At 71.3% G+C, this 21,322-nt stretch carries 15 protein-coding genes; 8 read left to right on the top strand and 7 right to left on the bottom strand.

All coding sequences use genetic code 11. From position 1 onward, the window contains the following. Together ACWDR4_RS10395 and ACWDR4_RS10390 are read right to left on the bottom strand one after the other, a co-directional pair. Window positions 1-882: a DUF4097 family beta strand repeat-containing protein gene (locus tag ACWDR4_RS10395; protein ID WP_450406464.1), complete on the bottom strand. Its 882-nt coding sequence runs from the start codon at window positions 880-882 to the stop codon at window positions 1-3. A gap of 91 nt (window positions 883-973) precedes the next feature. Continuing rightward, window positions 974-1,153, bottom strand: coding sequence for a DUF6104 family protein (locus tag ACWDR4_RS10390; RefSeq protein WP_003992906.1), 180 nt, complete (start codon window positions 1,151-1,153; stop codon window positions 974-976). Window positions 1,154-1,347: 194 nt separating this feature from the next. On the opposite strand from ACWDR4_RS10390, the gene ACWDR4_RS10385 reads away from it, so the two are divergent. The 4 genes from ACWDR4_RS10385 to ACWDR4_RS10370 are packed head-to-tail and all read left to right on the top strand — an operon-like array spanning window position 1,348 to window position 9,153. Further along, a complete protein-coding gene (locus ACWDR4_RS10385; protein WP_450406461.1) occupies window positions 1,348-1,791 on the top strand; it encodes a CU044_2847 family protein in 444 nt (147 codons plus the stop codon). Then, a complete protein-coding gene (locus ACWDR4_RS10380; protein ID WP_450406459.1) occupies window positions 1,788-3,776 on the top strand; it encodes a VMAP-C domain-containing protein in 1,989 nt (662 codons plus the stop codon). The genes ACWDR4_RS10385 and ACWDR4_RS10380 overlap by 4 nt, the downstream gene beginning before the upstream one ends. A gap of 14 nt (window positions 3,777-3,790) precedes the next feature. Next, entirely contained in the window at window positions 3,791-4,906 is a 1,116-nt protein-coding gene (locus tag ACWDR4_RS10375; RefSeq protein ID WP_450406651.1) for an AAA family ATPase, read from the top strand. Continuing rightward, window positions 4,903-9,153, top strand: a complete 4,251-nt coding sequence (locus ACWDR4_RS10370) for an SAV_2336 N-terminal domain-related protein (protein WP_450406456.1) — start codon at window positions 4,903-4,905, stop codon at window positions 9,151-9,153. The genes ACWDR4_RS10375 and ACWDR4_RS10370 overlap by 4 nt, the downstream gene beginning before the upstream one ends. Before the next feature lie 76 nt (window positions 9,154-9,229). Here the strand turns inward: ACWDR4_RS10370 and ACWDR4_RS10365 are convergent, their stop codons facing one another. From ACWDR4_RS10365 to ACWDR4_RS10350, 4 genes are all read right to left on the bottom strand, one after another. Continuing rightward, the gene (locus tag ACWDR4_RS10365; RefSeq protein ID WP_450406454.1) at window positions 9,230-13,033 is read right to left on the bottom strand and encodes a multifunctional oxoglutarate decarboxylase/oxoglutarate dehydrogenase thiamine pyrophosphate-binding subunit/dihydrolipoyllysine-residue succinyltransferase subunit; all 3,804 of its coding nucleotides are present in this window, start codon (window positions 13,031-13,033) and stop codon (window positions 9,230-9,232) included. A 316-nt stretch (window positions 13,034-13,349) separates the two neighbouring features. Next, window positions 13,350-14,459 carry an ATP-binding protein gene (locus ACWDR4_RS10360; protein WP_450406451.1) on the bottom strand — a complete coding sequence of 370 codons (1,110 nt, stop codon included), beginning with the start codon at window positions 14,457-14,459 and terminating at the stop codon, window positions 13,350-13,352. Further along, window positions 14,456-15,193, bottom strand: a complete 738-nt coding sequence (locus tag ACWDR4_RS10355) for a response regulator transcription factor (protein WP_006383578.1) — start codon at window positions 15,191-15,193, stop codon at window positions 14,456-14,458. The genes ACWDR4_RS10360 and ACWDR4_RS10355 overlap by 4 nt, the downstream gene beginning before the upstream one ends. Before the next feature lie 145 nt (window positions 15,194-15,338). Beyond that, window positions 15,339-16,028 (bottom strand): spermine/spermidine synthase domain-containing protein, encoded by a 690-nt coding sequence (locus tag ACWDR4_RS10350; protein ID WP_450406447.1) that lies wholly within the window; start codon window positions 16,026-16,028, stop codon window positions 15,339-15,341. A gap of 153 nt (window positions 16,029-16,181) precedes the next feature. Between ACWDR4_RS10350 and ACWDR4_RS10345 the strand changes: the two genes are divergently transcribed. After that, the gene (locus tag ACWDR4_RS10345) at window positions 16,182-16,457 is read left to right on the top strand and encodes a hypothetical protein (protein ID WP_450406648.1); all 276 of its coding nucleotides are present in this window, start codon (window positions 16,182-16,184) and stop codon (window positions 16,455-16,457) included. Between the two features lie 141 nt (window positions 16,458-16,598). Next, on the top strand, window positions 16,599-17,345 hold the full coding sequence (locus tag ACWDR4_RS10340) for a rhomboid-like protein (RefSeq protein WP_450406444.1): 747 nt from the start codon (window positions 16,599-16,601) through the stop codon (window positions 17,343-17,345). Here the strand turns inward: ACWDR4_RS10340 and ACWDR4_RS10335 are convergent. Then, on the bottom strand, window positions 17,342-18,001 hold the full coding sequence (locus ACWDR4_RS10335; protein WP_450406441.1) for a GNAT family N-acetyltransferase: 660 nt from the start codon (window positions 17,999-18,001) through the stop codon (window positions 17,342-17,344). The two genes, ACWDR4_RS10340 and ACWDR4_RS10335, sit on opposite strands and share 4 nt — an antisense overlap. A 178-nt stretch (window positions 18,002-18,179) precedes the next feature. Here ACWDR4_RS10335 and lon point away from each other — a divergent pair, with 178 nt between their 5' ends. Both lon and ACWDR4_RS10325 read left to right on the top strand, forming a co-directional pair. Next, window positions 18,180-20,594: an endopeptidase La gene (gene lon / locus ACWDR4_RS10330; protein ID WP_450406438.1), complete on the top strand. Its 2,415-nt coding sequence runs from the start codon at window positions 18,180-18,182 to the stop codon at window positions 20,592-20,594. Window positions 20,595-20,792: 198 nt separating this feature from the next. Further along, window positions 20,793-21,296, top strand: a complete 504-nt coding sequence (locus tag ACWDR4_RS10325) for a MarR family winged helix-turn-helix transcriptional regulator (RefSeq protein WP_450406435.1) — start codon at window positions 20,793-20,795, stop codon at window positions 21,294-21,296. Window positions 21,297-21,322: the final 26 nt, after the last annotated feature.

The following is a 21,322-nucleotide window of genomic DNA, read 5'->3' as shown; positions in this document are numbered from 1 at the left end:
TCAGAGCACCTTCTTGTTTGTCGGGCCGGAATTCTCCCCCGGGGCGGTCCGGTCGGTCGATTCGTCCTCCCGCTGGGGGCGGCGGAGCAGGGCGATCGAGCCGGAGACCGTCGTCGCGCGCAGCTTGCCCGTGCCCGCGCCCAGGCGGCCCGTGACGCGGTGGGCGCCCCACTGGCCGTGGACGCGGAGGCCGTCGAAGGCGTTCGAGATCGTGCCGCTCGCCGTGTTCGCCTCGACCTCGGCGTCCGCCGGATGCGGGAGCCGGATGGCGATCTCGCCCGAGACGTTCGTCAGCCGCACGTCCGTCGGACCCTCCGGGTCCAGGTCGACGATCATGGAGCCGCTCACCGAGTCGGCGCGCACGGAGGGCCCGGAGCCCTCGACGACGGTGAGGTCGCCGGAGACGGAGTTGAAGCGCAGGTCGCCGGTGACCGCCTGGGCCTCCAGGCTGCCCGAGACCGTGTCGGCGCGGACCGGGCCGGAGAGGCCGACGAGTGTCGTGTCGCCCGTGACACCCTTCACCACCGTCGGCCCGTCGACCCCCGAGACGACGGCGCCCGCGCCGACCACGCCCACCTCCACGCGGGTGCCGGCCGGGACGGCCAGGGACACCACCGCGTTGCGCTGCCAGCCCTTGCGGTCCAGCCACTTGAGGAAGCCCTTCCAGGGCAGGTCCTCGTACGCCACCGTCAGGACGCCGTCCTCCTGGGTCACCACCAGGGGTGGGCCCTGGATCTCGGAGACCTCCAGGCGGGCGGGACCCTCGTCCGTACCCACCACGTTCACCGTGCCGTTGACGATGCGTACGTGCAGGCCCGTGACGGGCTCGTCGAAGGTGAGTTTGCCGGGCTCTTTGACGGACCACTCGGACGTCGTGGACATGGTGCGGACCCCCTGGACACAGCACGACGCGCCATATCGCGTCTTCTGCTATTCACGATATATCGCGGTCACGGAAAGTCAAGACACAGGTCTACTCGTCGTCCTCGTCGTCCAGCCGTGCCAGCCAGGTCGCCAGGCGCTCCACCGGCACCTCGAAGTCGGGATTGAGGTCGACGAAGGTCCGCAGCTGCTCGGCGAGCCACTCGAAGGTGACCTCCTCCTCCCCGCGCCGCTTCTCCAGCTCTTCGATACCTCGGTCGGTGAAATACACGCTCGTTCTCCTGGTGACTGCCGGGCCGCTGGCCGTACGTCTCCAGATTATGCGGAGGGCCTCGCCTACCTCAGTCGGCGGCCGTCCGTTGCCGGAACGGGAGGTTGTCCACAGTTCCCCACACGCATGTGTTCGCAGGGGCACAATGGCCTCACTGTTAGTCACCATGCTCGGGGGGCGCTGTGGAACAACGCATGATTCAGGAGATCCGACTGCCCGGGGGCGACACCGTCCTCGCGCGGGTCAGTGTGCTCGACCCGGGCGAAGTACCGGGTGGCGCGGACGAGTTCTCGTACGACGACGTCGGGGCGCTCGACCACATGGCGGCGCGGATCGACCAGCTGAACGAGCTGGTCCGGGGCGTCGGTTCGGCCGTGCTCGACGCGGCGCGTGCCGTCCGGCCGGACGAGGTCAGCGCCACCTTCGGGGTCGAACTGGCCGTCAAACCGGGCAAGGCCATCGCCCTGCTCGCCGACGGTGAGGCCAAGGCGGCCCTGTCCATCACCCTCACCTGGCGGCCGGAGGAGGATCGCGACCGCGCCGACGGCACAGCCTCCGCCGCCAGTCTGATTCCTGGCCCTGCCCCCGCTCCGGTCCCCGTCCCCGTTCCCGACGACCAGAGCACCGGGACGGTATGACGGCGGAGGGGCTCGAAACGCTGGTCGTCCGGGCCACCGTACGCATCGGGCCGGAGAGCGAACCGGACACCTTGTGGGGCAGCGGCTTCTTCGTCGCGCCGGGATGGGTCCTGAGCTGCGCCCACATCCTGCCTCTGGGGGACGGGCCGGAGGGGGTCGGCTCCTTGAGGGTGAGGGTCCAGGGGGACGGCGGGCTCGATGTGCGGGCGCGGCCGGCCTACTGGCTCGGTGGCGGCACGGACCCCGAGCAGGACCTGGTCCTCATCCGGTTGACGGAGAACGTGGCGCACCCGTGCGTGCGGCTCACCGACCGCTACGACGCGCCGGACACGGTCGCCGCGTACGGCTGGCGCACCCCGAAGGGCGGCGCGCCCCAGCGCTGGAGCGGGCAGACCGAGTGCAACGGCAAGGACGGCGCGCACGGCCTGAGCCTCGCGCCCATGGTGGAGATCCCGCACGGGGCCTCCGGCGGACCGCTGCTCGACCGTCGGCGCGGGCTCGTGGCCGGTGTCGTCAAGGCGCGCCGGGCGCAGAAGGACGGCGGTCTGGCCGTCGCGGCCACCGCCTTGCGCGGGTTGCGGCGGGCCGTCGCCGTGGGGACCAGGGAGGACGACGAGCCGGAAGGGGGCACACTCGGGGACAATCCCTACGCGGCCCTGATCCGGGCCCATGACACCTGGCATCGCAGCGCCACGGGCATCCAGTCCTGGGTGGAGGCGCAGGCCGGAATGGATACGGGCGGCGAGCGCCGGTGGGGGCCGCAGGACAGTGCCGTGGCCTCCGCGCTGCTCGCCGGGCTGCCCGAGCCGGAGTCGCCGGCCGAGCTGCGGAAGCTGATCGAGCACGTCGTCGGCAAGGAACAGGGCTGGCTGGACGAGGTCGCCCCGCGCGACTGGCGCGACGGGCACGGCAGGCTCTACGACCATGAGATGGGCGCCGACGTCGTGTCGCTGCACTACCTGCGAGTCGTGGCGCACCGGTACGAGCGGCGGGCGCCGGCCCCCGCCGCCGCACTGGAGAAGTGGGCGAACAAGCGGGCCAAGGACCTGCCCCACCATCTGCGGGTGCTCGTGATGGGCGTGGGGGCCGGTGAGGCCGTGCCCTGGGCCGACGCCCCCCGTGCCGGGGGACGGCGGGGCGATCCCCAGGAGAGCGACCGCGCCGAGGACGGTGAAGGACCCGTCGTCGCCGTCGAGCTGGAGCCCGACTACTACCGGCCCAAGGACCGCTTCCACTGGCGCATCTGGACCTGGATCGGCGGCCCCGAGACCGTGCAGGCCGTGGAGGAGGGCATCGACGGCGAAGGAGCCTCCCTCGCCGAACTGCCGAAGGTCCTGAACGAGCCGCTGACCCGCACCTTCGACCAGCTCGACGGCGAGCGCCGGGCCCGCCTGGAACTCGCCCTGCCGGTTGAGCACTTCGGAGTGGACGCCCATCTGTGGCTGCCGGGACCGGCCGTCCGCAGCCTCCGCCCGCACCCCGCCGAGCGGCCCTTCGGAGTCCATCGGCAGGTCGTCCTGCGCTGTCTGAAGCGGCGGGGAGAGCCCACGTCCGTATGGCGCGACCGCTGGCGCGGAGTCGCCGAGGGCGCGCCGAAGGCGCTGCCCGTGCCGTCGGAGGCCTACGCCCGGCAGACCCTGGACCACGCGCCGCCCGGCGCGGTCCCCGTGCTCTGCCGGCCGCCGGCCGAGAGCACCGCACCGCTGTCCCGGGCGGTCGCGGCCGGATACGGCGTCGTCCTCTGGAACCTCAAGGCCGAACACCCGCACGGCTGCGGCGCCGACTGCGACGAACTGCAGGACCGCGCCGCCGAACTGCTCAACTCCGTCGGCCGTGCGACCGCCCTGCCCGAACGCCTGCGCACCCTGCGTGAGCGCGTCAGCCAGGAAGTCCCCGACGCCGACTGGGCCGAACACCTCGCCCTGCTCTACGACGACCCGGGGCGCCCGATCCCGCTCTGCGACGACCTGCTGGAGTCCCCTTGACGACCGACACCCCCCTGCCGGACTGGCTCATCTACCGGGGCGTCGACCGGCCGCACGACGGCATCGGCCGACTGCCCGCCCCGCCGCCCTGGCGCGACTTCGACGGCGAGCCCGCCGGCACCGTCGTACCGCCGCTCGGCACGGAGTCGACCAGACGCCTCGGGACGCGCGGCGACCGGGGCATCGCCTGGCGGCCGGAGGAACTGGAGCTGATCAACGCGGCGTTGTATCTGCGCCGCCCGCTGCTGGTCACCGGGGACCCCGGCTCAGGCAAGTCCACGCTCGCCCATTCCCTCGCGCACGAACTGGGCCTGGGCCGGGTCCTGCAGTGGCCCATCGTGAGCCGCACGAGCCTGCGCGACGGCCTGTACACGTATGACGCGATCGCCCGTCTCCAGGACAGCCAGATGGCGAAGGTGCGGGGCCAGGCACACCGTGGGGCGCCCTCCGGTGACAGCACCCGTGGGCCCACCGAGGACATCGGCGAGTATCTGCGGCTCGGCCCGCTCGGCACCGCGCTCTTACCGTACGACCGGCCGCGCGTCCTCCTGGTCGACGAGCTGGACAAGAGCGACATCGACCTGCCGAACGACCTGCTGAACGCCCTGGAGGAGGGGGAGTTCCGCATCGCGGAGCTGCAGCGCGTCGCGGGGCGGCAGACGGACGTCGAGGTCCTCACGGACGACGACGAGCGGGCGGTGGTGAGGGGCGGCCGGGTCCGCTGCCAGGCCTTCCCGGTCGTCGTGATGACCAGCAACGGAGAACGCGACTTCCCGGCCCCGCTGCTGCGCCGCTGTCTCCACCTCGACCTGCCCTCGCCGCGCAACGACGCCTGGGGCCGGGCCCGCCTCGAAGCCATGGTCGGCGCCCACTTCGGCACGGAGGGCGCCGAGACAGACGACGGCGGCGGGGACGGCGGGGACGGTGAGAGGCCGGACGCGAGCGGCGACCTCATCCGCTCCTTCCTCGACTCGGCGCCGGGCTCCCTGCGCGCCGCCGATCAGCTCCTCAACGCGATCTACCTCACCCAGGAGGCCGTACGGGACCGGGCGGACCGGCAGCGGCTGGCCGATCTGCTGATGCGGCCCCTCGACCAGGGGGAGTACGGGAGCGGCGGACCGCGCGGATGACCTCACCCGACGGGCAGTTGGCCGAACTCGCCGAACGGCTGCGCGGCCTCGGCGGTGTCGAGCCGTCCGCGCGCGAGCTGGCGGAGGCTCTGTGGCTGGCGCGGTTCGTGGCGCGGGCGGAGCTGGGTTCGCGGGAGCCGGAGGCGGCGGCATCCGCGGCGGACCTCGCGAGGAGACGCGGCTCACCCGCGCCGACCCGCGCCGACGCCCCGGTGAGCGGCACGGGGGAGCACGCCGAGCCGGCCGCCCTCCGCACGCGCCTCCACGCCGACCGGCCGCAGCCCGCCGGGGCGGAACCCGGATCGGGCGGCACGGGCGCCGACTTCGTCCGGGTCAGGGTCCCCGCCGCGACCGCGCTGCCGCACCCCCTCGCGCTCCAGCGCAGCCTGCGTCCGCTCCAGCACTACCGTCCGCCCGTCCGGCTGCCCGCCCTCGACCTGGACGAACAGGCCACGGCGGAACAGGCGGCGGAGACCCGGCTCCTGCTCCCCGTCCTGCGTGCCACCACCCGCCGCGAGGCCCGCCTCTGTCTCCTGATGGATGTGTCGACATCAACAGGTGTGTGGGACACGGCGTTCGAGGAACTGCGGCAGCTGTGCGCGGGACTCGGCGCCTTCCGCGAGGTGGCGGCGTACTACGTCCGCGCGGGCGAGGACGGACACCTCGTGGTCGCGACCGGCCGGGACACCGACCGGGCCCTGCGCGCCGCCGAGCAGCTGCGCGATCCGACCGGCCGCCAGCTGACCCTCGTACTGAGCGACTGCGCGGGCCCGTCGTGGCGCTCGGGGGCGATGCAGCGGCTGCTGCACGACTGGGCGCGGGCGGCGCCCGTGGCGGTCGTCCAGCCGTTGCCGCAGCGCATGTGGCAGCGCACGCACCTGCCCGCGCTCCCCGGTACGCTCCGGCGGCGCGAAGGGCTGGGCGCGCGCCTGGAGTTCACCCCGGCGGACGGCGACGTACCACCGCCCGGGGCGCTGCCGGTGCCGGTCCTGTCGCTGACCCGTACGGCGCTGGGGACGTGGGCGCGGCTGCTGTCCGGCAGCACCGGACTGGCGGTGCCCGCGCCGGCCGCCTGGGTCCGGGGCGACCATCCGCCGTCCCCGCCCCGCCCCGAACGGCCGGTCGCGGACGCGGAGTCGATCGTGCGGACCTTTCGGCGGACGGCGTCACGGCAGGCCGTGGGGCTGGCCGTGTCCGTCTCGGCGGTACCGCTCACCCTGCCGGTGATGCAGCTCGTCCAGCGGGCCATGCAGCCCCGGTCCGGCCCGACCGTACTGGCCGAAGTCCTGCTCAGCGGGCTGCTGGAGCGGGGCACTGAGGACGGCTGGTACGAGTTCCGGCCGGGAGTGCGGCAGGTGCTCCTGCGGTCGCTGCCGCGCGGGGACGCCATGCTCGTGCTCAAGCACTGCGGCGAGTACGTCGACCGGCACTTCGGGCGCCGGGCGCGCAACTTCCCCGCGCTCGCGCTGGCCGAGCTGAGCGGGGGACCGGCCGCCGTGCCGGAGGTGGACGACACGGACGGCGTGCCGGGGGCGTTCGCCGAGGTCTCGGCGCTGGTCGCGGGACGGTTCGCCGGGGGAGGGGCGCCGCGCGGACAGGGGGAGGTCTTCGACGTCATGTACGTCGAGGAGGACGAGGCATGGGCGACCTGGGTGGCCCATCTGCTGACGTCGCGCGGGCAGTTCGTGGTGAAGCGGCCGATGCGGGTGGACCCGCCGGAGCTGGCGCGGCTGGTAGGGGAGCGGCTGTCGGCGCACCGCCGCCATGGCGGACGCGTCGTCCTCATCGTCGGCAGCTGGTACTCCGCCTTCCGCCTCGGCACCCCGCTCCGGGCGATCGCCGGGCTGAGGGACGACCGGCTCGTCGCCGTCACCGTGACCCGCAGGGAGGGCTTCTCCTGGCAACGGGAGGTGGGTGCCTGCACGGGCGTGTGGGACACCACCGGGACGGTGGCCACGGAACGGCTGCTCACCGGCCTCGGCCTCGACTCCGAGACTTCCCCGGACGGCGGCCGGGGCCCGCGTTTCCCGGGGCCCACGTTGCGGCTGCGGAGCGGGGTGCCCCGTACGAGCACCGGATTCGTGGCGCCGCAGGGCGTGCTGGCGCGGGTGCGGAGGAATCTGTCGCAGGGGCGTCACTCCGCGAGGTGCGTCCTCGTGGGGCCGCGGTCGTCCGGCAAGACCGACCTCGCCGCCCTGTTCGCACAGCACTACGGGGCCACGTACGACATCGTCTGGTGGGTCGGGGGGGACAACGCCGAGGAACGCAAGGAACGGCTGGCCCGGCTGGGCGTCGAGTTCGGGCTGCCTGCGGGCGGGGAGATCGGCGCCCGCCTCAGGGAGCTGTACCGGGTGCTGGCGGGCACGGCCCTCGACTGGCTGATCGTCCTGGACGGCTGGGAGGAGTCGGAGGACCCGGGGAGTTCGGGGGGCTCGGGGGAGCCGTTCCCCTTCCCGGTCGGTGGGCATGTGCTGGTCACCTCCCGGGACGAGAAGTGGCCGCGCGGGGTGGACACGGTGCGGCTGGAGCCGGGGCAGCGCCGGGAGTCCGAGAGCGTCAGCCGTGCCGTGGCCGCCGTCCGGGTCGGCGGCGACACGGTCGGCACAGGCTTCTTCGTCGCGCCGGGCTTCCTCGTCACCTGCGCGAGCGTGGTGGAGCGGGTGCCGCAGGGCGACCGGACCCGGATCACCGTCCACACGACGGACGGACTGGGCCACCGGGCCTGGCCGGTGCGCACGACAGGCGAGTTGGCCCTCCTGGAACTGCGGGACGGCGCCGACCGCTACGGCTGTCTGTGGCTCACGGACACACCGGACGTACGGCCCGACGGCGTGACCCTGCTCGACGCCACACGGGCCACGTTCGGCACGGTCGTCCGGTCCTGCTCCGCGCGCGCCGAAGGCCAGCCGGGGCAGCGCACGATGACCCTGGTCGGCGCCCCCTTCTCGGAGCTGAGAGCAGGCGCTCCGGTACGGAGCCGACGGGACGGCTCGGTCGTCGGCGTCGCCCTGGCCACCCTGCCGGAGGACACCGGGCCGGGCCGGGCCGTACGCATCGAGGCGCTGCGGGACCTGTGCGAGAAGGGGCCGGAGAAGGGCGCCGACCTGTGGCATCGCATCGTCCGCGCACATGACCGGCAGCACGCCCGACAGGGGTCAGGGAAGCCGGAACTCTACGGTCTGCTCGCCGAGTTGGAGCCGCCGGAGAGGCCGGAGACGGTACTGGACCTGCTCATGACCGCCGAGGTGCCGACACCGGACCACACCCCCCGCAGCTGGCGCGACGGCGCCGGACACCTGTACGCGGTCGGCGCCGCCGGATCCGTCGTCGTCTACGTGGCACGGATCCTCGCCCGACGTGCGGAACAGGGCCGGACCCGAGGCGTCGAGGGACTGCTCTCCTGGGTCAAGAGGGAGGCCGAGAACGGGCTGACCGACGGCCAGTCGAGGGCGGTCCGCCAGGCACTCGCACCAGCGGCCCCACAGTCCGCCGACAGCGACGGATGCCGGATCACCGTCACGATCTGGCCCACTCGAATCGGCCAGAACGATCTCCACACCTGGAGTGTGCGGGCCACACAGACCGACCGGGTCCGCCAAGCCGCGCCGCCCAAGGCACCCTTCGGACCGGGCGAACCGGTGCCCCAACTGCGCGATCAGCTGAAAGCCGCGCTGGAGTGGGCCGACACCAGAAAGATCAGGGCCACGGTCGAGTACGAGCTGCCGGACGCCCTGCTGTGGGAACTCGACGTGATGAACTGGGCGCCGGGCGCGGCTCTGCGTACGGAGTGCAACGTGTTCGTCCGAGGGACCGGGCGCCCGTCTCCGTATGCCACCGAACAGCAGCGGGCTGACCGCTGGGACGCCGTGTCCCGAGGCCCGTTGCTCGGCCTGCGGCCACCCGGCGACCTCTCGCCGGAGGGAGTGCGGCGCCATCTGCGCGACGCCCCCGCCAACGCCGTACCCCTCTCCTGCCGGCATGCCACCGAGGACGACCCCGGCACCGCCGTACTCGACGCGGCCCGCTCCCTCGGCTACCCCCTGATCCTCTGGAGCCGCGAGGCCGACCACAGGAACTGCGCCGAGTTCTACAACCGTGTGGAGCGGGAGTTGCTGCGCAGGTCGGGCAGTGTGCGGGAACTCCTCACCCGGGTACGGGGGTTGTGGGTCCGCAACGAGATGCGGGAGAAGAACACCGACTGGGTCAGGCAGCTGGGCGTGTACTACGACCCTCCCGAACGCTCATGAACTCATGAACCCATGACGAAGGGCCCGGCACCGAATTCCGGTACCGGGCCCTGTGCCGTCAGGCAGGGTCAGAGGCTCACGCCTCGAACACCTCACGCACCAGCTGCTCCTGCTCCGCCTGGTGACGCTTGGCCGAACCCACCGCCGGGGACGAGCCCGCCGGGCGCGAGATGCGCCGCAGGCGTTCGCCGTGCGGGATGTCCGCGCCGACCGCGAGGTCCAGGTGGTCGATCAGGTTGAGGGCGATGAAGGGCCACGCGCCCTGGTTCGCCGGCTCCTCCTGCGCCCACAGGTACTTCTCGGCGTTGGGGTACTTGGCGATCTCCGCCTGGAGTTCCGCACCCGGGAGCGGGTACAGGCGCTCGATGCGGATGATCGCCGTGTCCGTGATGCCGCGCTTCTTCCGCTCGGCCTCAAGGTCGTAGTACAGCTTGCCGGCGCAGAAGACGACCCTGCGGACGTCGGCCGGATTCGCGGACTCGTCGCCGATGACCGGGCGGAAGGCGCCCGTCGTGAACTCCTCCGTCTTCGAGGCCGCCGCCTTGAGGCGCAGCATCGACTTCGGGGTGAAGACCACCAGCGGCTTGTGGTGCGGGTTGTGCACCTGCCACCGCAGCAGGTGGAAGTAGTTCGACGGGAGCGTCGGCTGAGCGACCGTCATGTTGTTCTGGGCGCACAGCTGGAGGAACCGCTCGATGCGCGCGGACGAGTGGTCCGGGCCCTGGCCCTCGTAGCCGTGGGGGAGGAGCAGGGTGACGCCGGACGTCTGGCCCCACTTCTGCTCCGCGGCCGAGATGTACTCGTCGATGACCGTCTGCGCGCCGTTGACGAAGTCGCCGAACTGCGCCTCCCACATGACGAGCGCGTCGGGGCGGGCCAGCGAGTAGCCGTACTCGAAGCCCATGACCGCGTACTCGGAGAGCAGCGAGTCGTAGACGTTCAGGCGGGCCTGTTCGTCGGACAGGTACTGGAGCGGGGTGAAGTCCTCGCCGGTGACCCGGTCGATGAGGACCGCGTGGCGCTGGCCGAAGGTGCCGCGTCGGGAGTCCTGGCCCGAGAGGCGCACCGGGGTGCCCTCCAGGAGCAGGGAGCCGATCGCGAGCGTCTCGCCCATGCCCCAGTCGATCGTGTCGTCCTCGATCATCGACGCCCGGCGCTGCAGCTGCGGGAGCAGCCGCGGGTGGACGGTGACGTGGTCGGGGATGTTGACCTGGGACTCGGCGATGCGCTTGACGACCTCCTGGGAGACCGCGGTCTGCACGGCCACCGGGAACTCGGCCCGGGGGTCGCCGACGAGTGCCTCGGCCGGGGCGGAGATGGCCTCGCGGACCTCGGTGAAGACCTTCTCCAGCTGGCCCTGGAAGTCCTGGAGCGCCTGCTCGGCCTCTTCCAGGGTGATGTCGCCCCGGCCGATCAGAGACTCGGTGTAGAGCTTGCGCACCGAGCGCTTCTTGTCGATCAGGTCGTACATCAGGGGCTGCGTGAACGCCGGGTTGTCGGACTCGTTGTGACCGCGGCGGCGGTAGCAGATGAGGTCGATCACGACGTCCTTGTTGAACGCCTGGCGGAACTCGAAGGCCAGGCGTGCGACGCGGACGACGGCCTCGGGGTCGTCGCCGTTCACATGGAAGATCGGCGCCTCGATCATGCGGGCCACGTCGGTGGCGTACATCGAGGAACGCGACGACTCCGGGGCGGCGGTGAAGCCGACCTGGTTGTTGATGACGATGTGGACCGTGCCGCCGGTGCGGTAGCCGCGCAGCTGCGACATGTTGAGCGTCTCGGCCACCACGCCCTGGCCCGCGAAGGCCGCGTCACCGTGCAGGGCGACGGGCAGGACGGTGAAGTCCGTGCCGCCCTTGTTGATGATGTCCTGCTTGGCGCGGGAGATTCCCTCGATGATCGGGTCGACCGTCTCCAGGTGGGACGGGTTGGCGGCCAGCGAGACGTTGATCTGCTCGCCGTCCAGGCCCGTGAACACGCCCTGGGCGCCCAGGTGGTACTTGACGTCGCCGGAGCCGTGCATCGACTTCGGGTCGAGGTTGCCCTCGAACTCCCGGAAGATCTGGGCGTACGACTTGCCGACGATGTTGGCGAGAACGTTCAGCCGGCCGCGGTGGGCCATGCCGATGACGACCTCGTCCAGGCGGGACTCGGCAGCGCTGTCGATGACCGCGTCCAGGAGCGGGATGACGGACTCGCCGCCCTCCAGGGAGAAGCGCTTCTGGCCGACGTACTTCGTCTGCAGGAAGGTCTCGAAGGCCTCCGCCGCGTTCAGCCGGCGCAGGATGCGCAGCTGCTCCTCGCGCTCCGGCTTGGAGTGCGCGCGCTCGATGCGGTCCTGGATCCACTTGCGCTGCTTCGGGTCCTGGATGTGCATGAACTCGACGCCGGTGGTGCGGCAGTACGAGTCGCGCAGCACGCCGAGGATGTCGCGCAGCTTCATCAGGGACTTGCCCGCGAAACCGCCGACCGCGAACTCGCGCTCCAGGTCCCACAGGGTGAGGCCGTGCTCGGTGATGTCCAGGTCGGGGTGCTTGCGCTGGTGGTACTCCAGCGGGTCGGTGTCGGCCATGACGTGGCCGCGGACCCGGTAGGAGTGGATCAGCTCGAAGACGCGGGCGGCCTTCGTGACGTCGTCGTCGTGCGAGGCGTCGATGTCCTTGAGCCAGCGGACCGGCTCGTAGGGGATGCGCAGGGCCTCGAAGATGTCGTCGTAGAAGCCGTTCTCACCGAGGAGGTAGTTGGCGACGACGCGCAGGAACTCGCCGGAGGCGGCGCCCTGGATGACCCGGTGGTCGTAGGTCGACGTGAGCGTCATGACCTTCGAGATGCCGAGCTTGTTGAGGGTGTCCTGGCTGGTGCCCTGGAACTCCGCCGGGTAGTCCATGGAGCCGACGCCCATGATGACCGACTGACCGGGCATCAGACGCGGCACGGAGTGGACGGTGCCGAGGCCGCCGGGGTTGGTCAGGGAGACCGTGACGCCGGTGAAGTCGTCCATCGTCAGCTTGCCGTCGCGGGCGCGGCGGACGATGTCCTCGTAGGCCTGCCAGAACTCGAAGAAGTTCAGCGTCTCGGCCTTCTTGATGCCGGCCACGACGAGCTGGCGGTCGCCGTTGGGCTTCACCAGGTCGATGGCCAGGCCGAAGTTGATGTGCGCCGGCTTCACCAGGGTCGGCTTGCCGTCCTTCTCCGTGAAGGAGTAGTTCATCGACGGCATGGCCTTGATGGCCTGCACCATCGCGTACCCGATGAGGTGGGTGAAGGAGATCTTCCCGCCCCGGGCGCGCTTCAGGTGGTTGTTGATGACGATGCGGTTGTCGAAGAGCAGCTTCACCGGGACCGCGCGCACGGACGTGGCCGTGGGCACCTCGATCGAGGCGTTCATGTTCTTCGCCACAGCGGCGGAGGGGCCGCGCAGCGTCACGAACTCGGGGCCGTCGGCCACCTCGGTCGCGGGAGCTGCCTTCGGCTTGGCGGCGGGAGCGGCTGCCACGGGCTTCGCGGCAGGGGCGGCCGGAGCCGCCGGTGCGGCAGCGGCGGGCTTGGGAGCGGCTGCCGGGGCCGGCGCCGGGACGGCCGGGGTCACGGGAGCCACGGGGGCGGCGGGAGCCGCTGTGGCAGTTGTGGGGGTCGTGGTGGTACCTGCGGCCCCCGCGGCCGCAGCACCCGCCGTAGCCGTCGGGGCGGCAGCCGCTCCGGGCTTGTAGTCGGCGAAGAAGTCCCACCAGGCTCGGTCTACGGAATTCGGATCCTGGAGGTACTGCTGATAGATCTCGTCGACGAGCCACTCGTTGGGTCCGAACGCAGCCGCAGGGTTACCTGCTCCTTCGTCGGTCGAGATGCTCGATGAGTTACTGGGGGACTGTGGCGACACGGCGGCAACCGCCCTCTTCCGCTTCACATGGTGGCTTCACAAGGTGATGGACAGCGGGAATTAAGGCTACGCCCCCGTGGCCGAAAGGTCAGTCCGGGCCCGTTCATCGTCGTGTAAGTCACATCGAGAAACGGGTTTCGGGGGGTGAAATGGCGGGAAACAAGCGGGGTTCCGGTCCGAAAGGGACACGTGGGGGATGCCCAGATTGTCGGCCGGGCGCACCAAATGCGCGGGCCTGTGACCAATCACACGTGTCCACGCGCGTCCGTCAGCGCGGACATCAGGTGGATCTTGTGGCTCCGCTTCGAACTTTACGTCAACTTGGGACGGATGAGTCTCCCGGAAGGGTGACCAAAATCCGGCATCCTCGCTCGGATTCGGCCACTCCGATCCGGCCGCCGTGCAGATCGACCGCCCAGCGGGCGATCGCCAGCCCCAGTCCCGTACCGCCGTCGCTGCCCGGGCCGTGCGGCGAGCTGACGCCGCCGCGGTTGAACCGCTCGAAGACCCGGTGCCACTCCGAGCGCGGGATGCCCGGACCCTCGTCCAGGATCTCCAGCTCCAGTGACTCGGCCTGCTCCCCGCGCCGCGCCTTCACCGTGACCCGGCCGTGCGCGGGGCTGTGCTTGACCGCGTTGTCGATCAGGTTGGCGACGACCTGGTGGAGCCGCTCCGGGTCGGCGTGCGCGACCAGCTCGGGCGGGTTGACGTCGAGGTGCAGATGGACGTCCGTACGGGTGTGACCGCCGGAGCCCGACGCGATGCCCGCGCGCGTGGAGGCGACCATGTTGGCCTCCTTGAGCACGCCCGAGAGATACGGCCAGACCTCGAAGCGGCGTGTGCGCAGCGGTACGACGCCGTTGTCGAGCCGGGAGAGGTCCATCAGGGTCTCCACCAGCCGCCCGAGCCGCTCGGTCTGCTTGAGCGCCGTACGCATGGTCTCGGGGTCGGCGGCCGAGACGCCGTCCACGACGTTCTCCAGCACCGCGCGCAGCCCCGCGATGGGGGTGCGCAGCTCGTGCGAGACGTTCGCCACCAGCTCCTTGCGCTGGCGGTCCTGGGCCTCCAGCTCGTCGGCCATGACGTTGATCGTCTGGGCCAGGTCGCCCAGCTCGTCCCAGCGGTTCTCGCGCACCCGGCGCGTGTAGTCACCGTGCGAGATGGAGCGGGCCACCGCGTTCATGTCGTCCAGCGGCGCGGTGAGCGAATGGGCCACGAACTGCGTAATCAACAGTGTGGCGATCATCGAGAAGACCGTGATGAAGCGGATCTCCGTCTTGGTCTGCACCGCGATCATGGACAGACCGGTGGTGATCAGCACCGAGACGACGACCAGAGCACCCAGCTTGGTCTTGATCGAGAACGGACGTGCGCCGCCCCAGGGCTCCCCGGGGCTCCTCCGTGCGGCCGGCCGCCCCCGGTTCATGGCGTCGGCGTCTCCAGTGCGTAGCCGACCCCGTGCACCGTACGGATCCGCTCGGCGCCGATCTTCCGGCGCAGCGCCTTGATGTGGCTGTCGACGGTCCGGGTGCCGGAGGCGTCCGCCCAGTCCCACACCTCGGCGAGCAGCTGCTCGCGCGAGAGCACGGCACGCGGGGTGTTCGCCAGGCAGACGAGCAGATCGAACTCCGTGGGAGTGAGGTGCACGTCCTCGGACCGCACCCGCACGCGTCGCTGCGCGTGGTCGATCTCCAGCTCGCCGAGCCGCAGGATGCCGGAGCGCGGCGTCGACGCGGCGATGGCGGCCCGCTCGACCCGGCGCAGCAGCACATGCACGCGTGCGGCCAGCTCTCGCATGGAGAAGGGCTTCGTCATGTAGTCGTCGGCGCCGACCCCGAGCCCGACCAGCATGTCGGTCTCGTCGTCGCGCGCGGTGAGCATCAGGACGGGCACGGCCCGCTGGGCCTGTACCCGCCTGCAAACTTCCAGCCCGTCGAACCCGGGCAGCATGATGTCGAGGATCAGCAGATCGGGCTGCCAGGCCTCGGCGGTGTCGACGGCGGCCGGCCCGTCGCCCGCGGTCTGCACGAGAAATCCCTCTGCGCGCAGACGGGCCGCGATGGCGTCGACGATCGTCGGATCGTCCTCGACCACGAGAACCCGGCGCTGGGCGCCGGGAGTCGCCGTCGCGCCGTTCTGGGAGGTGTGTGTCTGCTCCATCGCCCGCCCCTGAAGTGTGCTTTCCGGAACCAGTGGGGTGATTCCTTGGCTGCGCTTGTTCGCGCATGACTGCGATTGACGCACGACTGATCGGATGAGTGATCGGCGTCAGGGAAGCAGAGTACGGGCAGTCACCGCGTGAGGGCTATCCAGGCCTGACGGCGAGGTGTACGACGTCGGGAACTCCCCGGGCAACGGGGATCTCTTCGGTACGCACCCCCTGGAATCCGGCATTCCGTAGAGTTCCCTCGAATTCCGGAGAGGGCTGCGCGGACCACACCGCGAGTACCCCGCCCGGCCTCAACACCCTTGCGCAGCTTGCCAGTCCGGCCTGCGAGTACAGGCTCCGGTTGTCCTCCGTGACCGTCCAGCCAGGCCCGTTGTCGATGTCGAGACACAGTGCGTCAAATGTGGCAGAGGTCTCATTGACGTACTTCACGAGATCGGCTGCGACGATCTCGGTGCGCGGGTCGGAGAGGGCGCGGGCCGAGATGTCCGCCAGCGGCCCGCTCCGGTGCCATTCGACGATCGCGGCTTCCCGTTCGACGACGGTGATACGGCCCCAGCGGGCGTCGTCGGCGGCGTGCGCGAGGGAGAAGCCGACGCCCAGGCCGCCGATGAGGACGTGGGGAGCGGCCGTCCCGGGGGTGAGGGCGCCGAGGGCCGCGTCCATGAGGAGACGCTCGGACCGGCCGTCGGAAGTGTCCATCAGGAAGCACCCGTTGGCGATGATCTGCAGTAACTCCCCATGCCGCCGCAGCACCACTTCGCCGTACGGGCCGTCGCGGCGGTCCAGGACTTCGGGGGCGGTGCAGGAGGTGGTCGAACGGGTCATGTGGGCATCTTGGCAGGGGCGGTGGAGTGAACTCCAGGTGATTTGCGGCGCCGACGGGATGTGCGAGGCGTGTCGGTAGTCTCTCCGGAACAGCCCCGAGCGACCTGCGAGCGACCAGTGGTCCGAGACCTGTACAACGTCCGGTTGCAGCCCGTGGAAGGCGGTTCCACGCCGCTGACCGACGAGGAGGAACAGCGCGCGCGGGCGGTGCTGTTCAGCGAGCTGGGCAACCGGATCGCCGACCGGGGCTGGGTCCGGTTCCCCGCGTACTCGCCGGAGGAACGCCGTCGCCTGGTCGACGTCGCGCACCGCCTCAGCGCTCACTGGGGGCAACAGGTGTTCGTCGAGGCGGAGGACCAGTGCGCCATGAAGCTCTACCTCGCCGGGCACGGAACACAGCCGGCCACGCCGCCGCTGCCGCACGCGTAGGAGTCTTTGAGGCGCTTATCGGCTTGCTGTGAATCGACCGGCGCGTGGCGCGGGTCACAGACAGCGGCAGGTGTCGGGGCGAAAGCTGGGGCGAAACGGAAGGAGCGCCTCACCGTGGAACGGGCCGATACGAAGGGTGACATGACGCCGGATTCGCCGGCGCCCTCGGACGCGCCCGTCGCGGAGGGCGTACGGCTGCTGGACGGCATGCCGAGGCAGCGGGGACCGGTGGAGACCGTGTCCGCGCGGCCCGTGGCTGCTCCGGGCAGGCGGGTTCTCCGGCCTTGGCGCCTTCTCCCCACTCCCACCGGGACCCCGTTCACCTTCACGTTCGCCGCCGTCCTCCTCGTCACGGCGTTCGTCGCCGAGCACGCCGACCCCGCCCTCGTGCACGCCTTCCACCAGGGCTCCAGCACGGATGTCGCCCACCTCGTACGGACGCCCGTGTTCGTGCTGGTCACCAGTGCGCTGTGGGTCGTGGGCGGTATGACCTCGCCGTACGCCATCGTGTTCCTGCTCGTTCTCACCGCGCTGGAGCGGCGGATCGGCGGGCCGCGTACCGCCGGGGTGTTCGCCCTCGGGCATGTGCTGGCCACCCTCGCGACCGAGGTCCCGGTGGGGCTCGCGGTGCTGGTGGGGTGGCTGCCGGAGAGTTCGCTGCACCGGCTCGACTACGGGATCAGTTTCGGGGTCGCGGCGAGCGTGGGCGCGCTGGCGGGGCTGCTGCGGCCCTGGCTGGGGTGGCCGGTGCTGGTGGTGTTCGGCGGGACGCTGGTGCAGGACCTCGTCGCGTACACCGATCCGATGACCAACTGGGGACATGTGATGGCCCTGGCCGTCGGGGTCGCCACCTGGCCGTGGGTGCGGCGGTGGCGGAGGCCGACCTAGGGTCTGTCCGCGCCCGGCGCCCTGAACTTCGCGTTCGTCAGCAGCGCGTCCACCCGCCAGCCCAACGCCTCGTACAGCGCCCGTCCGTCCGGTGTTCCGGCCAGTACGCCCTGCTCCGCGCCCTGGGCGACGGCCTCCCGCGCGAGCGTCCGCATGACGAAGGAGCCGAGGCCCCGGCGGCGGTGTGCGGGGGAGGTCTCCACCTGGTCGACGACCGCCGTTCTGCCCGTCGGGGCGATCTGGCCGCGGGCCGCCCAGGAACCGTCGGGTGCCGCGAGCATCACGCGGGTGACGCCGGCGCGCGTCCAGACGCGTACGCGGTAGCCGTCGGGGGCGGCGGGCGCCTCCGCGGGCGTCAGCGGGACCGACATCAGGAAGCCCGGCTCGGGGTCGGTCCGCCAGCCCTCGCCGAGCCGGCCGACGACCGTCGCCGGGTCGGCGAAGACCTTGAGCGTCACGCCCGTCCCGGTCACCGCGTCGGCCACCTTGCGGACGGTCCGTTCCTCGACGGCGTCGTTCACCGCGTCGAGGACGTGCCGGGTGACGTGCTCGGCCGTGCCCACGTCGATCGTGTAGCCCCAGGGCTCGACCAGCGGCGGCGACGCCCCGCGTGAGACGACCCAGCCGTCGACCCAGGCCCGCACGGTGCCGTCCACGTTCGACTCCCTTTGTAATGGTTAATGTGCAGTGGTGAGTATTACTTGGCTGACTGTATGCGAGGGGTCGGCCGTCACGGCAGAGGTGATCGCTCAAGGCGAACACGCCCCGGGGAACAATCGACCGCTCCCAAGCATTGAGTCGTCATAGCTCAACTTGACTGCCTAAGGGGAGATCATGGCTTCGACGTCCACACCGCTCACTCTGCCTGTGCTGCCGCTCGACGACGAGGTCGTGCTGCCCGGGATGGTGGTGCCGCTGGATCTGAACGACGCGGATGTGCGGGCCGCCGTGGAGGCCGCGCAGGCCGCCGCGCGCACCGAGCCCGGCAAGCCCAGGGTGCTGCTGGTGCCGCGTGTCGACGGGTCGTACCCGAGTACCGGTGTCGTCGGCACCGTGGAGCAGGTCGGCCGGCTGGCCGACGGGGATCCGGGCGCCCTCATCCGGGCCCGGGGGCGGGTGCGGATCGGCGCCGGGACCACCGGGCCGGGGGCCGCGCTGTGGGTCGAGGGGACCCGGGTCGACGAGACCGTTCCCGACCCGTTGCCCGGTCATGTCACCGAACTTGTCAAGGAATACAAGGCACTTGCCACCGCCTGGCTGCGCAAGCGCGCCGCCTGGCAGGTCGTCGACCGGGTGCAGGCCATCGACGACGTCTCCGCCCTTGCCGACAATTCCGGTTACTCGCCCTTCCTCAGCACCGACCAGAAGATCGAACTCCTGGAGACCGCCGACCCGGTGGCCCGGCTGAAGCTCGCCACCCAGCAGCTGCGCGACCACCTCGCCGAGCAGGACGTCGCCGAGACCATCGCGAAGGACGTCCAGGAGGGCGTCGACAAGCAGCAGCGGGAGTTCCTGCTGCGGAAGCAACTGGAAGCCGTACGCAAGGAACTGCGCGAGATCAAGGGCGAGCAGGACGGCGAGGAGTCCGACGACTACCGGGCCCGCGTCGAGGCCGCCGATCTGCCGGAGAACGTGCGCGAGGCCGCGCTCAAGGAGGTCGACAAGCTGGAGCGGTCCTCCGAGCAGTCGCCCGAGGGCGGCTGGATCCGGACCTGGCTGGACACCGTTCTCGAACTGCCGTGGAACGAGCGGACCGAGGACTCCTACGACATCCAGGGTGCTCAGGGCGTGCTCGACGCCGAGCACGCCGGTCTCGAGGATGTGAAGGAGCGCATCACCGAGTACCTCGCCGTGCGCAAGCGGCGGGCCCAGCGCGGGCTCGGGGTGGTCGGCGGGCGTCGTGGCGGCGCCGTGCTGGCGCTCGTCGGGCCGCCCGGTGTCGGCAAGACCAGCCTCGGTGAGTCCGTCGCGCACGCCATGGGGCGGAAGTTCGTCCGGGTCGCGCTCGGCGGGGTCAGGGACGAGGCCGAGATCCGTGGGCACCGGCGTACGTACGTCGGCGCGTTGCCCGGGCGGATCGTGCGGGCCATCAAGGAGGCCGGGTCCATGAACCCCGTCGTTCTCCTCGACGAGATCGACAAGGTCGGCTCCGACTTCCGGGGCGACCCCGCCGCCGCGCTGCTCGAAGTCCTCGACCCGGCGCAGAACCACACCTTCCGCGACCACTACCTCGAAGTCGAACTCGACCTCAGTGATGTTGTCTTCCTCGCCACTGCGAATGTTCTTGAGGCCATTCCTGAGGCTCTGCTCGACCGGATGGAACTCGTCCGGCTCGACGGGTACACCGAGGACGAGAAGGTCGTCATCGCGCGGGGCCACCTGCTGCCCCGGCAGTTGGAGCGGGCCGGCCTTGAGGGCACCGAAGTCGCCCTCGACGAGGGCGCGTTGCGCAAGCTGGCCGGCGAGTACACCCGGGAGGCCGGGGTCCGGAACCTGGAGCGGTCCATCGCGCGGCTGCTGCGCAAGGTCGCCGCACAGCACGAACTCGGCGAGCGGAAGCTGCCGTTCACCGTCACCGAAGGCGATCTGCGGTCGCTCATCGGGCGTCCCCATCACGTGCCCGAGTCCGCGCAGGACCCGGCCGAGCGGCGTACGGCCGTACCCGGTGTGGCCACCGGGCTCGCGGTCACCGGGGCCGGGGGCGACGTCCTCTACGTCGAGGCCTCGCTCGCCGATCCGGAGACCGGGGCGGCGGGACTCACGCTCACCGGGCAGCTGGGTGACGTGATGAAGGAGTCGGCGCAGATCGCGCTCTCCTTCCTGCGCTCGCACGGCGCCGAACTGGAGCTGCCCGTCGGCGACCTGAAGGACCGGGGCGTGCACATCCACTTCCCGGCGGGTGCCGTGCCCAAGGACGGTCCGAGCGCGGGCGTCACCATGACGACCGCCCTCGCCTCGCTGCTCAGCGGACGGCTGGTCCGGACGGACGTCGCCATGACCGGCGAGGTCTCGCTCACCGGGCGGGTGCTGCCCATCGGCGGGGTGAAGCAGAAGCTGCTCGCCGCGCACCGGGCGGGCGTCACCACCGTGATCATCCCGAAGCGCAACGAGGCCGACCTGGACGACGTCCCGGCCGAGGTCCTGGAGAAGCTCGACGTCCACGCCGTCACGGACGTCCGCCAGGTCCTCGAACTGGCGCTCACCCCGGCTCAGAACCCGGCGGAGGTGAGGGTTCCGGCAGCGGCGTGACGGACGCTGCCGGTCGGCGAGGGCCCGGGTCCCGGAAGGGGGCCCGGGCCTTCCCGTACGCCGGACAGGGGCCTGGATGACGCCCTCGGCCCCTGCCTGCGAAATACTGCCCGCATACTGTCCGAGCTGCGGCAATGGCCGCGTTCGACGGAACCTTGGAAACCTTCAGAGCGGCGACACCGGATCGGGAGTGCTGACGTGCACGAGGACGTGAACGGCGAGGGGAACCTCGGCGGAGAGCGAGTCGAGTCCACGACGCCCGGACCCGGGGTCGAGCGGGAATTCCTCGCCCTGGAGCGCGAGTTGACCGTCTTCCTGCGGCGCGCCCGCGCCAACTCCGGGGAGATGGCCCGCGAGGTCCATCCCGACCTGGAGCCGTCGGCGTACGGGCTGCTGGTGCGGCTGGACGAGTGCGGGCGCCAGCGGGCCACCGAACTCGCCGCCTACATCGGCGTCGGCAAGGCCACCATGTCCCGCCAGCTGCGCGCCATGGAGGAGCTGGGCCTCATCGCTCGCGAACCGGACCCCGCCGACGGCCGCGCCTGGCTGGTCCACCTCACCGACGAGGGCAGCGTCCGCTTCCGCACCGTACGGGAGGCGCGACGCGCGCGGTACGTACGGGAGATGGCCGCCTGGGACCGCACCGAGGTGGCCGAACTGGCCCGGCTGCTGCATCAGCTGAACCTCGGCATGGAGAAGTAGGCCCCGGCCGTCAGCCCGTCTACGGC

The sequence above is a fragment of the Streptomyces sp. NPDC000878 genome (genome assembly GCF_053599695.1).
This window is presented reverse-complemented; position numbering and strand designations above follow the sequence as displayed.